Source organism: Actinoplanes sp. NPDC023801, assembly GCF_040639655.1.
Taxonomy (GTDB): Bacteria; Actinomycetota; Actinomycetes; order Mycobacteriales; family Micromonosporaceae; genus Actinoplanes.
This window is the reverse complement of record NZ_JBFAAI010000003.1, coordinates 262,307-274,968: the sequence shown is the minus strand read 5'-3', so window position 1 is coordinate 274,968 and position 12,662 is coordinate 262,307. Positions and strand designations below refer to the sequence as shown.

The 12,662-nt window shown below is 73.7% G+C and carries 10 protein-coding genes; 6 read left to right on the top strand and 4 right to left on the bottom strand.

Annotated elements, in window-relative coordinates:
- Window positions 1-30: 30 nt before the first annotated feature.
- Window positions 31-1,569, bottom strand: coding sequence for an FAD-dependent monooxygenase (locus tag AB0G04_RS08380; protein ID WP_360978634.1), 1,539 nt, complete (start codon window positions 1,567-1,569; stop codon window positions 31-33).
- Window positions 1,570-1,648: 79 nt separating this feature from the next.
- Window positions 1,649-4,447, bottom strand: coding sequence for an AAA family ATPase (locus AB0G04_RS08375; protein ID WP_360978631.1), 2,799 nt, complete (start codon window positions 4,445-4,447; stop codon window positions 1,649-1,651).
- A 274-nt stretch (window positions 4,448-4,721) separates the two neighbouring features.
- On the opposite strand from AB0G04_RS08375, the gene AB0G04_RS08370 reads away from it, so the two are divergent.
- The 4 genes from AB0G04_RS08370 to AB0G04_RS08355 are packed head-to-tail and all read left to right on the top strand — an operon-like array spanning window position 4,722 to window position 9,042.
- On the top strand, window positions 4,722-5,513 hold the full coding sequence (locus AB0G04_RS08370) for a 2-amino-3,7-dideoxy-D-threo-hept-6-ulosonate synthase (protein ID WP_360978628.1): 792 nt from the start codon (window positions 4,722-4,724) through the stop codon (window positions 5,511-5,513).
- Window positions 5,510-6,631, top strand: a complete 1,122-nt coding sequence (locus AB0G04_RS08365; protein ID WP_360978625.1) for a 3-dehydroquinate synthase II family protein — start codon at window positions 5,510-5,512, stop codon at window positions 6,629-6,631. Before AB0G04_RS08370 ends, AB0G04_RS08365 begins: the two co-directional genes overlap by 4 nt.
- Window positions 6,616-7,914, top strand: coding sequence for an AMP-binding protein (locus AB0G04_RS08360; RefSeq protein WP_360978622.1), 1,299 nt, complete (start codon window positions 6,616-6,618; stop codon window positions 7,912-7,914). Before AB0G04_RS08365 ends, AB0G04_RS08360 begins: the two co-directional genes overlap by 16 nt.
- Window positions 7,915-7,938: 24 nt before the next feature.
- Window positions 7,939-9,042: an FAD-dependent monooxygenase gene (locus AB0G04_RS08355; protein WP_360978619.1), complete on the top strand. Its 1,104-nt coding sequence runs from the start codon at window positions 7,939-7,941 to the stop codon at window positions 9,040-9,042.
- On the opposite strand, the gene AB0G04_RS08350 is transcribed toward AB0G04_RS08355, so the two are convergent.
- Complete coding sequence (locus tag AB0G04_RS08350; protein WP_360978612.1) at window positions 8,970-10,061, bottom strand: LuxR C-terminal-related transcriptional regulator; 1,092 nt, start codon at window positions 10,059-10,061, stop codon at window positions 8,970-8,972. The genes AB0G04_RS08355 and AB0G04_RS08350 overlap by 73 nt on opposite strands.
- A gap of 354 nt (window positions 10,062-10,415) precedes the next feature.
- On the opposite strand from AB0G04_RS08350, the gene AB0G04_RS08345 reads away from it, so the two are divergent.
- Entirely contained in the window at window positions 10,416-11,477 is a 1,062-nt protein-coding gene (locus tag AB0G04_RS08345) for an LCP family protein (RefSeq protein WP_360979356.1), read from the top strand.
- Between the two features lie 10 nt (window positions 11,478-11,487).
- Here AB0G04_RS08345 and AB0G04_RS08340 read toward each other — a convergent pair whose 3' ends face one another.
- On the bottom strand, window positions 11,488-11,961 hold the full coding sequence (locus AB0G04_RS08340; RefSeq protein WP_360978609.1) for a hypothetical protein: 474 nt from the start codon (window positions 11,959-11,961) through the stop codon (window positions 11,488-11,490).
- A 164-nt stretch (window positions 11,962-12,125) separates the two neighbouring features.
- Here AB0G04_RS08340 and AB0G04_RS08335 point away from each other — a divergent pair, with 164 nt between their 5' ends.
- A complete protein-coding gene (locus AB0G04_RS08335) occupies window positions 12,126-12,647 on the top strand; it encodes a hypothetical protein (RefSeq protein ID WP_360978605.1) in 522 nt (173 codons plus the stop codon).
- Window positions 12,648-12,662 lie beyond the last annotated feature (15 nt).

The following is a 12,662-nucleotide window of genomic DNA, read 5'->3' as shown; positions in this document are numbered from 1 at the left end:
GAGTCTCCCGAGCCGGTCCGGGTGGCGGCATCACGTGTTCTCGTATAACCGCCGCGGCGCCCCGGTCACCTCGTCGAGCACCGTGTCGCAGTCGGCGGGCAACTCGTCGGCGCACCACGCGACCCGCTGATCGGGCCGGATCAGCACCAGCCGGCCGGACCACGCGTCGGGTACCGGCACGCCGGCCATCGGCAGGTGCCGCACCGGGACGCCCCGCGCCCGCGCCGCCGTCACCAGCTGCCACCCGTCCTGCTCGGCGGTCCGGTCGGCGAGCGTGAACTGCGGTCCCAGCCGGTCGAAGAAGTGGTCCCCGCCGGCCAGCCGGAACGCCGGCGGGCGGAACCCGGGCGTGCCGGCCGTCTCCGCCGGTCCGGTCCGGTCCGGGTCCAGCTGCGGCGCCTCCTGTCGCAGCGCCTCCGCCATCACCTCGCGGTGCGCGCCCGACTCGACCAGCCGCTGGAACCGGCGGCGGGTCTGTTTCGCCCGCCCGGCCAGCTCCCGGTCCAGCACCGCCTGCTGCCGGCGTTCGGCCTGATAGCCGGCCAGCAGCTGCTCACCGGCCCAGCCGTGCACCGCGGCGGCCAGCCGCCAGCCCAGGTCGACGGCGTCACCGATGCAGGTGTCCATGTCGTCGGCCGGGGTTGCCATCTGGTGCGCTGCCCGGCCGGCCAGGAACACCCGGCCCCGCCGGTACTGGCGGGCCATCGACTGCGTACCGGTCCGCTGCGCCACGGCCACGATCTCCGGCGGGTCCTCGGGCAGGCCCAGCCGGCGGCGCAACAGGGCGACCGGATCGCCGACGCCGCTCTGCTCGTCGTCGGCGACCGGCAGGTGCGCCACGCACATGTCACCGTCGTGGCCGGCCAGCACGGTCGCCCGCGCGGTGATCATCGCCGACGGGTTCGGCCAGCGCCCGGCCAGCGACGGACTGCGGAAGTACACGGTGAAGTGCGGTGCGGGCGGGCCAAGCTGGTCCATCGCCAGGCCCGCGCATCGTCGTACGGTGCTGTCCGCGCCGTCGCACCCGGCCAGGAACGCCGCCTCGATCACGTGCCGGGCACCGGCCACGCCGTCGATCACCGTGGCCGCCACCCCGGCCGGGTCCTCGCGTACGTCGGTGAGGGTCCACCGGGTCCGCAGGTCGATCAGCGGGTGCGCGTGCAGCGCCCGGCGCAGCCTGATGATCAGGTCCGGGCCGGAGATCATCAGGTACGGCTCCACCGGCGCGGTGCCGTCGTCGGTCACGGCGTACGAGTCGAGCAGCTCGATGACCGACGGCAGCCGCCATGCCAACACCGGCGGCCGGGCCGTCTCCCGCCCCCACAGGATGTCGAACGGGCAGCTCGGGTCCACCCCGTCGGCTCGCAGGTCGCGGCTGAGGCCCAGTCGTCGCAGCAGTTCCATGCCGCGCCCGCTGATCAGTACCGGGTCCGGGAACCGCGGTGGCCCACCGGCCCGCTCGACCACGATGCTCGGCACGCCGTGATGGGCGAGTTCGAGTGCGGTCAGCGAGCCGGCGACACCGGCCCCGGCCAGAAGCACCGGCGTACGCAGGGCGGGTGTCGGCATCGGCGTTCCCTCGCAGGAGGTCGTGTGGCGGGCTGTACCGCCATGCTCGGTGCCGAGACGTCGTCCGTGAATCCCGTGTTCACGTGGTTGGGCCGCATTCCCGGGCGACACGGGCCGCCAGTTCGGCCCGGCGGCGCACGCCAAGCTTGGCGAAGATGTTGCGCAGATGCGCGTCCACGGTGTGCCGGGAGATGAACAGGGTGTCGGCGACCTCGATGTTCGTCTTCCCGGCCGCGACCTCCATGGCCACCCGCCGCTCGGCCGGTGACAGCTCCGGCAGGCAGGACGCGGCCCGCCCGCCCTCGGCGGGAGCCGTGCCACCCCACCGGTCGAGCAGGGTCGTCAGCCGCTGCCGGGCCGGGACGGCACCGACCGAGGACACGATGGACAGCGCCTCCCGGCAGCGGGTCAGCGCGTCCGCGGCCGACGTGCGGTACCCGAGCAGCGCCGCGTCCTCCAGTGCCGACGCCAGCGCCAGCGGCCGGCCCGCCTGGCGGAACTCGGTGACCGCCTGCAGTACCCGGTCCAGGTCGCCGCGGTGCAATCCGTCGGCGTGCGCGGCGGCACCGGCCGCCGACCGGGAACCGGGGTTGAGTGCGGCGAGGCGCCGGGCGGCCGCCACGACCGTCCGCGCCTCGTGCGGGGCCCCGCTGTCGCGGGCGATCCGGGTCAGCGCGGCCGCCGACGCGGGGTCGCCGGCCAGCAGGGCGGGCCGCTCCGGCAGGGTCGCGTAGACGTCGCGGAGCAGGGTGAACGCGGCCGGCCGTCCACTTGTCGCGTCGAGCAGCACGGCTTCCGGCCAGAGCACGTCCTCGGGTACCGCGGTCACCCCGTCGGCGGCCAGCCGCCGGATCCGGTCGAGGTGCCGCTGCGCCACCCCGAGGTCGCCGCGGAGCACCGCGAGCCGCAGCAGCGTGCCCAGCAGCGGCATGGCGAGCGCGTGCGCCGAGTGCTGCTCGGCCACGGCCAGCCCCGATTCGGCCTCCACCGCCGCGTCCTCCAGCCGCCCGGTGGCGTAGAGCAGGGCCGTCCGGAAGTGGTGCCACAGCGGCTCGGTCCAGGCCGCACCGGACCGGTCGGACTCCCGGCGGCCGGCCCGGATCACCTGCTCGGCCTCCTCGAACCGGTCGAGGGTGATCAGCGCGGCGGCCAGCCAGATCCGCGGATGCCGGTGTGCGGCCTCCCCGCCGAACTCGTCGACCAGCGCGGTCGCGGTCTGCGCGTGGGCCAGCGCGGCGTCGAGCCGCCCGGTGGTGAAAGCCACCAGGCTGCGCCCGGTCAGCCCGAACACGGCCGCGCCGTACTCACCGGCGGCCCGGCCCAGTACGTCGGCGCGGTCGCCCGACTCGTCCGCGGCGGCCAGGTCCCCGAGGTAGCACAGGGCGTGCGCCCGGACCGCGTGCAGGCGTGCCCGCAGCCCCTCGGACAGGCCCGGACAGCGCAGCGCGTCGTCGGCGTAACGGATCGACATCTCGTTCAGGCCGCCGTGCTTGCACGCCTCCGCGAGCCCGAGCAGCAGCAGCGCCTCGGTCTCCGGGCTCAGGCCCGCCCCGAGCGCCTCCCCGCCCAGCTTGCGGGCCTCCTCCAGACGGGCGGCCGAGGCCAGCAGCAGCACCGTGTCGGCGACCAGGGCCGGACGCTCCGGGTCAGCGGGATCAGCCGACTCCAGGGCCCGCAGCATCACGTCGGCGGCGGCGCCCGGCGCCACCCGCGCGATCATCCCGGCCATCGACCGGACCATCCGTACCGCGTCGGCCGCGCCGGACCGGCCGCTCTTGAGCTGGTGCTCGGCGACCTCCAGCGCCGGGCGCCCGGCGTCGGAGGTGATCGCGGCCGCCTCCCGGTGCAGCTGCTCCCGCATGACCCGCGGCAGCATGCTGTAGACGGCCTGCCGGACCAGGTCGTGCGCGAACGAGAGCCCGCCCAGATTGTCCTCCACCAGGAAGTCCGTCATCGCCTCGCGGACCAGCGGGTACAGCTCGGTGACCGGCCGCCCGGTGAGCCGGGCCGCCTCCTCCACCCCGAACGGCCGGCCGAACACCGACGCCGCCTGCAGCATCCAGCCGGCCTGCTCGGACAGCGTGTCGGCCACCTCCCGCACCGAATCGACGAAGCTCGACGGCAGGTCGTCGCCGACCACCGAGGCGACACCGCCGGCGACCACCAGCTGCCCCGTCGCGACCAGGGCCTTGAGCATCTGCTCGGTACGCAGCGGGTTGCCGCCGCACGAGGCCGCCAGCGCCACCACGGTGTTGTCCACCTCGGCGCCGACGATGTCCGCGCTGAGCCGGGCCACGGCCGGCTCGTCGAGCACGTCGAGCCGGATCGGGACCGTACCCTCACGCTGCAGGCGCCGGATCAGCTGATGCCCGGGTTTCTCCCGGTCCTCGGCCGACGGCGGCCGGTGCGCGAGCAGCCAGCGCACCGGTGACGACTCCAGAGCCGGGATCAGATCCCGGATCGCCAGGGCGCTCAGCTCGTCCATCCACTGCGCGTCGTCGATCACGATCAGCAGTGGCCGTTGCCGGGCCGCCTCCTCCAGCGAGGCCCGCAGCCGCTGCAGCGTCCCGAACGGATCGGACCGCTCCGGTTCCCGCTGCGCGAGCCAGCCGAACGCCGCGGTCTCCGGGGAGCAGTCCCGCAGCGCCCCGGCCAGCGTGACCAGCGGCGCCGCCTGGTCCAGATGGAACGCCTCCCGGGTCGCGACCGTGATGCCCCGGTCACCGGCCAGCTCGATCACCACACGCAGCAGCCGCGACTTGCCGATACCCGGAGGCCCGGACAGGGTGTGCCAGCCGCCCGCGCCGGCGGCGGTGTCGTCAAGGATGCGGGTGAGCAGTGCGACCTCGGCGTCACGGCCGAGAAGCCGCCAGCTCACGGGCGCCAGCCCAGGAAGATCATCATGCCGCCCCCGTCGAGGTGTCGGACGTGATGGCCAGATTTCCCCCGTGATGGCCGGTCCCGAATATCTATCACAGACGATCGGGTGATGCGCCGCCGACGCGCCCCGGCAACTACCCATTTCATCAGTACGGCGTTGCGCGGGAACGTGACCAGCGGAAACGTCTTCGGCCACCCGCTCGGGCAGTGGGCCGGCACCCGGCCCCGTCACTAACTTCGCCTTACGACCATCCGAAAAGGAGAGTTTGGCGATGTACCGCAACGAATCCTTCGGGCGGCGGCTACGCCTGGGGCATCTCGGCCGCCGCGGCGGCTCCGGACTGCTTCTGGTGCCGCTGGACCACGCGGTGGGCGCCGGCCCGCTGCGTGCCGCCGGTGACCTGGACACCCTGATCGCCCAGCTGGCCGAGCACGGCGCCGACGGTGTCGTGCTGCACAAGGGTGCGGTCCGCCGGATCCGCCCGGCCCGCTTCCGTGACCTGTCCCTGACGATCCACCTCGACGCCAGCACCGCGATGGCCGCCGACCCGGATGCGAAGTATCCGGTCACCACCGTCGAGGAGGCGTTGCGGCTGGGCGCCGACGCGGTCAGTGTGCACGTCAACGCGGCGTCCCGTACCGAGTCCGCCCAGGTCGCCCACCTGGCCCGGGTCGCCGACGACTGCGACCGCTGGTCGGTGCCGCTGCTGGCGATGATGTACGTGCGTGGCCCGGCCGTCCGTGACAGCCTGGCGCCCGACCTGGTCGCCCATGCCGTCGCGATCGCCGCCGAGATGGGCGCCGACCTGGTCAAGACGGCCCTGCCCGAGGACGAGGCGGCCACCCGGCTGATCGTCGCCGGTGCCGGTGTGCCGATCCTGGCCGCCGGCGGGGCACCGGGGCCCGACCCGGACGCCGTGCTCGGCCGGATGGCGGCCGCCATGCGCGCCGGCGCCGCCGGGGTCGCGGTCGGGCGCCGGGTGTTCACCGCCGCCGATCCGGGTGCCGCGGTGCGCCAGCTCGCCGCCGTCGTGCACGACCGCACCCCGGTGGCCGTCCGATGAGCGCCGCGATGCGCGACCGCGCCTGCTGGCTGGACCTGCGTGGCGCCGGGCCGTGGCGGCGCGAGGCCGCCGAGGAGGCCCTGCACCTGCGGTTCGAGGCGGTCGTCGCCGACGACCCGGCGGACCTGGCCGGACTGCCGCCGACGGTGACCCGGGTGCTCGTGGTGACCGGCGACGACCTGCCGGACGACACCGGCGACGCCGACCTGCTGCTGATCGACCCGGTCCGGCACGGCGACCCCGGCCGGCTCGCCGCCGGGCGGCCGGGCCTGCGGTTCGGCAGCCGGGTCGACGTCACTGACGCCGCGACCCTGGAACTGGCCTGCGAACGGGTCCGCCGCGACGAACTGACCGTGCTGCGCTTCCATGACCCGACGCACATCCCGCTGGAGATCGTGCTGGCCGCCGCCGACGGCGCGACCGGCCGGATCATCACCGAGGTGGACGGCGTCGAGGAGGCGTCGGTGCACCTGACCGTCCTGGAACGCGGCCCCGACGGCATCCTCCTGCGACCCGGCGGGCCGGGCGACGCCACCAAGCTCGCCGAGGTGGTCCGGCAGGGCTCGCCCGACCTCGAACTCGTCACGCTCACCGTCACCGGCATCAGGCACTGCGGCTCCGGTGAACGGGCCTGTGTGGACACCTGCTCCCACCTGGGACAGGACGAGGGCATCCTGGTCGGGTCACGGTCGCGGGGACTGCTGCTCTGCGTGAGCGAGACGCACCCGCTGCCGTACATGCCGATGCGGCCGTTCCGGGTCAACGCCGGAGCGATCATGTCGTACACGCTGGCCGGCCACGAACGTACCCGCTACCTGTGCGAACTCGAGGCCGGCAGCACCGTCCTGGCGGTCCGCGCCGACGGCCGGACCCGTCCGGTCACCGTCGGCCGGGTCAAGATCGAGACGCGGCCGCTGCTGGCGATCGACGCGGTCGCGCCGACCGGCGAACGGCTCAACCTGATCGTGCAGGACGACTGGCACGTGCGGGTCCTCGGCCCCGGCGGCGTGGTGCACAACTCCACCGAGCTGAAACCCGGCGACGAGGTGCTCGGTTACCTGCCCGGACGGGAACGCCACGTCGGCTACCCCATCGACGAACTGTGCCACGAGCGGTGAGCGGGCGGCTGCCCCGGATCGGGGACTGGACGGACTTCGACTCCCTCGCCAAGGTGCAGGAGTCGCTGCTGGCCGGCACCCTGGCGGCCGCGTCCGCCTCGGCGTTCTACCGCACCCGGCGCGACGGGGTGCCGGCGGACCGGGCCGAACTGGCCGGCTATCCGCTCACGAGCAAGGCCGACCTGCGTGACGCGTACCCGTTCGGGATGCTCGCGGTGGACCGGACCCGGCTCGCCACCTACCACGAGTCCAGCGGGAGCACCGGCACGCCGACGGCGTCGTACTACACCGGCGCCGACTGGGCCGATCTCGTCGACCGGTACACGCGGATGCGGGTCGGTATCAAGGACACCGACACCTTCCTGGTGCGTACGCCGTACGCGCTGATGCTGACCGGCCATGTGGCGCACGCCGCGGCCCGGGCGTGCGGGGCGACCGTGGTGCCCGCCGACAACCGGTCGCTCGCCACCCCGTACGCCAAAGTGGTCCGTCTGTTGAAGGACCTGGACGTCACGCTCACCTGGTCGTTGCCGACGGACGCTTTGGTGTGGGCCGCCGCCGCGGCGCAGGCGGGGCTGCGGCCGGACCGCGACTTCCCGGCCCTGCGCGCGCTGCTGGTGGCCGGTGAGCCGTTGAGCGAGGCCCGCCGGGACCGGATCGCCGCGGTGTGGGGTGTCCCGGTCGTGCAGGAGTACGGCGCCAGCGAGACGGGCGGGCTGGCCGGTGAGTGCCCGCACGGCGAGCTGCATCTGTGGGCCGACCGGGCGATCTTCGAGGTGTACGACCCGGCGACCGGCCGGATCACCGCGGACGGCTCCGGCGAGCTGGTGGTGACACCGCTCTGCCGGGAGGCCATGCCGCTGCTGCGCTACCACATCGGTGACCGGGTCGAGGTGAGCTACCGGGACTGCCCGTGCGGCTGGGCGCTGCCGATCGTCCGGGTGCTGGGCCGGTTCTCCGCCGGTGCGGGACTGACCCAGGTCGGCCTGGAGGAGCTGGTGTTCCGGCTGCCGGCCGAGTACGGCGTGCTGTTCTGGCGGGCCCGGCACACCGGTTCCGGGCTGCGGGTGCAGATCGAGGTGGAGGTCCGCCACGGGCCGGCGGCGGCCGGTGAACTGACCGCCGCCATCGGCGCCGCCTACGGCCTCGACGCGACGGTCGAGGCGGTGCCGCCCGGAACCCTGGTGCCGCCGGGCGTGCTCACCGCGATGCCGGAGGTGATGAAGCCGCGGGGCCTGTTCACCGCGGACGAGGACTGGGACCGGGCCCTGCGCTACTACTGAGTCGCTGGCGGAGAGGAGAAGCCTGTGCGACGGATCGCCATCGTGGGCGCGGGGATCGGCGGGCTGACCGCAGCGATCGCGCTCACCCGCGGGGACGTCGAGTGCGTGGTCGTCGAACAGCGGCCCGCCCTTGGCGTCGACGAGGGAACGGGAATCCAGATCTCCCCGAACGCGGGAGCCGAACTGCTGGACCTCGGGGTGTCCCTGGACTCCGCCGTCCCGGCCGGGCATCGGGAACTACGCCGCTGGCAGGACGACCGGGTGCTGGGGCACACCGATCTGAGCCGGTACGCCGTGCCGTACCTGACGATGCCGCGCGGCGCGCTGATCGGATCGCTACGGAAGGCCGCCGGTCGAACGCGGGTGATCCTCGGCCGCCGCTGCGTGGCCGTCCGGGACGACGGTACGAGCGTCGTACTGGGCTTCGACGACGGCACGGCGGGCCGGTTCGACGCGGTGGTCGGCGCGGACGGACTGCGGTCGGTCGTGCGTGGACTGACCGGCTCGCACACCCCGCGGCACAGCGGTCTGGTGGCCGGCCGGGCGGTGCTGCCGCGCCGTGCCGCGAGCCGGTTCGTCGAGACGGACCGGGTGGTCGTGTGGCTGGGGCCGGGACGGCACTGCGTCACCTACCCGATCAGCCGCGACCACGTGAACCTGGTCGTCGTCGGCCCCTCGTTCGTCTTCGACGGCTGGCACCCGTCGGTGCGCGGCCTGATCGCGCTGGCCGGGCCGATGCGGCCGCGGCCCCTGTACGACCTGCCGCCCCTGCCGTTCTGGCAGCACGGCCGGGTCGTCCTGATCGGCGACGCGGCCCACCCGATCCTGCCGTTCATCGCGCAGGGTGCGGCACAGGCCGTCGAGGACGCGGTGACGCTCGCCGGATGCCGGGACCTCGCCGATCTCCAGGCCCTGCGCGAGGAGCGGATCCGGAAGGTGTACGCGATGTCCCGGGCCGGTCTGCGGGTGCACCACCTGCCGGACGGCGCCGAGCAGCGGATCCGGGACCGGGCGCTGGCCGCCGCCCGGCCGGACGCCCACGACTGGCTCTACGGTCATCGCGTCGCCGCCTCCCTGCGCCGCAGCAGCGACACCAGCTCCACCCGCGACGAGAGGCCAAGCTTCTGAAAGATGTGCCGCAGGTGGTAGTTGACGGTGTGCGGCGAGCGGCCCACCCGGTCGGCGATCTGCCGGTTCGTCAAAGCCATGCCGACCAGCTCGGCGATCTCCAGCTCCCGGCCGCTGAGCGCGTTCCAGTCGGCGTCGGCCGTGCCGGGCGGGCGGGGCTCGCGGCGGGCGGCGGCGGGACGCGGGCGGGTGCGGCGTTCGCTGCGCAGCGCGGCCACCACAGCGCACGGCATGGCCGCTTCGACGACCGGCCGGACCAGATCGTGACTGAACGACAGCGCCTCACCCGCGGTGGTCAGCAGCCCGGACTCGAGCGCCTCCTCGATGGCCGGCAGCAGCCCGAGGACCGTGCTGCCGAGCGAGGCGCTCAGCCGGTCCGCCGGGAACGGCGACGGCAGGGCGGTGGCCGCCTGCACCAGGTGCCGGGCGGCGGGGGACAGGTCGGCGAACCGGGCGGCCAGCCGGGCGCGGGTACGTTGCGGCAGACGGCCCGGCAGCGGTACGGCGGACCCGTCCACGATCCGCAGCAGGCCCTCCTCGCGCAGTCCGGTGATCAGCCGTACCAGGGCACCCGGCCGGCCGGCCGCCACCCGGGTCAGGTCGAGCAGCCGTGCCCCCGGCCGTGTCCCCGGCAGCGCGTGAGCCAGCAGCCGGCGGACGTCGGCGGGGGAGAGCGGGCCGAGCCGGACCCGGTGCACCTCAGCCGGGACGGTCTCCAGCCCGGCCGTCGAAGTGGCGACGATCAGGACCGGCGCGGACGCCACCAGCCGTCCCGGAGCCTGCGCGTCGACCGGCCCCGGATGGTCACGTACCAGCACGACCCGGTCCCGGCCGGCGGCGGCCACGGCGCCGAGCCGCCGCCCTTCGGCGGCGCATTCGCGCAGCAGGCGGGCCCGGCCGCTGTCCGGCGGCCCGTCGACGAGAAGCACGGCGGCGCGGTCCGGCGCGACCCAGCCGAGCAGTGTGGTGAAGCTCCGCAACTCACCGTCCCGGCCGATCAGCGGAAGTGACGATTCCATCGGTCCTCCTCATCCGTCGGACTCCGATGGTGCGGGCCGCCGCGCCGGCAGACCCGCCAGAAGTAGCCCATTCGCACGGACCGCGACCCTCGGGTAGCGCAACCGCCGATGCATGTGGTTCGATTTGAAGGGAAAGGCCGGGCATCTTCCCCCGTGGATGCCCGGCCTTTCTTTACTTCATGCCCGGCCTTTGACCTGCGGTGTGGATCGCGCCACAGATTGCCACGCGAGGCGGCGCCGTCGTGGGCTCGGGCGGGAGAAAAAGGGGCAAGGGGTGTGATCGTCTCGCCGCGTCGGCCACCCGTGCCCGGCGGCGCCGACGCGGATGGTTCGGCGGGTTGATCGGCTCGTATGATCGCCGCCATGTCGAGCCAGCCCGACCCCGAGCAGACCGCGCGCATCTCCCTGCCGGGAGAGGAGCCGCAGCCGCCGGCGCGCACCCGGAAGCGCCGTGCGCTGCGGTTCGTTCTCATCGCTCTGCTGGCCGGTGCCCTGCTCGGCGGGGGCGGGGCGATCGCCGGTGGCTTCTATCTCCGCTCGGTCGAGAAGGACATCGTGCGCGTCGACGCCTTCGCCGAGGTGCCTGACGAGGGCCGGCCGGAGAAGGTCGTCCAGAAGGCCCGCAACATCCTGATGCTCGGCAGTGACTCCCGGGACCCGGACAACGCCGGGGGTTCCCGCAGCGACACCATCATCGTGGCGCACCTGCCCGCCGACCGGTCCAGTGCCCAGCTCATCTCCATCCCGCGGGACACCTGGGTGCACGTGCCCGCGGCCAGGAACGGCAAGAACGGCAACCGCGACGCTAAGATCAACGCCTCGTACGCCTGGGGCGGTATCCCGCTGGTCGTGCAGACCGTCGAGAAGTTCACCGGCGTGCGCATCGACAACGTGGCGATCATCGACTTTGCCGGCTTCCAGGAGATCGTGGACGCGCTCGGTGGCATCGAGCTCTACATCGAGCAGGACATCACGTCGATCCACGAGCCGTTCCGGAAGTTCAGCCAGGGCGAGCAGCACCTCGACGGTGCCGCCGCCCTGGACTACGCCCGGCAGCGCAAGCAGTTCGCCGACGGCGACTTCGCCCGCATCCGGCACCAGCAGCAGGTGATCGAGGCGATCCTGGACAAGGCCGCCACCGGCGGGACGCTAGCCAACCCGGGCAAGCTCAACAGCTTCCTGCGGGCCACTGCCGACGCCGTCTCGGTCGACCGGACCATGTCCATCTTCGACACCGTGACCGAGATGCGTGGCCTGCGCGGCGGCAACCTCACCTTCCTGACCAACCCGACCAAGGGCACCGGCAAGGTCGGCGGCGAGAGCGTGGTCTTCCCGGACAAGGCGAAGGCCAAGGCCCTCTACGACGCGGTACGCGAGGACAACGTCGACGACATCATGCGCGCCTCCGGCGAGTGACCGCCCGGCGTCACCGGCGCCCGAGCCGGCGGACGTCGGCGACCTGCAGGACCAGCGTGGTGGCGAACTCGATCGAGGCCATCCGCACCGCGAGCCCGCGCGTCGGGTGCCGGTGCCCGTTGCGCGTCAGCCGCGCCAGCCACCGCTTCTCCAGCTGGTGACGGCCGACGAGCGTCGCCACCGACAGCCCGACCACCGCGGCGCCGATGATCGCCTTGCGCTTGTCGAAGGGCACCTGCGGTTCGGCCGCGGGCGCCGGAGGCTCGGTGACGAGGTACGGCTTGTCCGCGACCACCAGCTCGGGTTCCGGCTCCGGCTGGTCCGGAGCGACGGCGTAACCGAGCGCGGCCACCGCGGCGACCGCGCCGAGACGGGTCAGCCGCCGGCGCGCCGGCGAGAGTTCCCTGGCGGCGATCCAGGTGCCGCTGAAGCACGCCTGCAGGGCGGCGGTCGCGACGGCACGCGGGTAGGAGACAGAAGACATGGCAGAACCGTAGCCCCGGAGGTCAACGCGACCCGGCGGAAATCCCTCGTACATCTGCCACCGCGAGTACGAACAGGCGCTGCGAGCCGCCGCTGCGGACCAAATCGCCGGGAGTGGCCTGGAAAGCTGAGGTGCGGGGCTCCGCGGGCGGTTACGTTACCGGTATGCGCCGGTTGCTAGCCCTCGCTCCGCTCCTGCTCCTGACCGCCTGCGGCGGCAAGCCCGCCACTTCGGCGCCGGTGGCCCCGCCCGCCGTACCCGCGGCTCCGTCCGCCGCCGCGCCCGGGGCCGGGCCGGCCGAGGCGACCACGGCGCAGGCCGGCTCGGCCGCGGCCACCCCGTCTGCGGTCACCGGGCCGCAGTACGCCGTCCTCAAGTCGACCAAGCCGTCCACCCGGGAGATCACCTACGACCTGGTGGAGTGGTACGAGGGCAAGGCGGCCGTGAAAGCGTGCGCTGCCGACGGCGAGGAGCCGGCCGAGAACGACTGGTGCACCGGCTACTACGTCCGTAACAACAACAAGAAGCTGCGCACCGTGAAGGTGGCCGCCGACGCGAAGATCCGGGTGGTGGTGAACGGGGAACCGAAGCCCGCCGGGCTGAAGACCCTGGACTCCGGCATGCTGTTCAAGTTCACGATCAAGAACGGTCAGGTCGTCGAGCTCGAGCACATCTTCCTGCCCTGAGGGTATTGACAAACT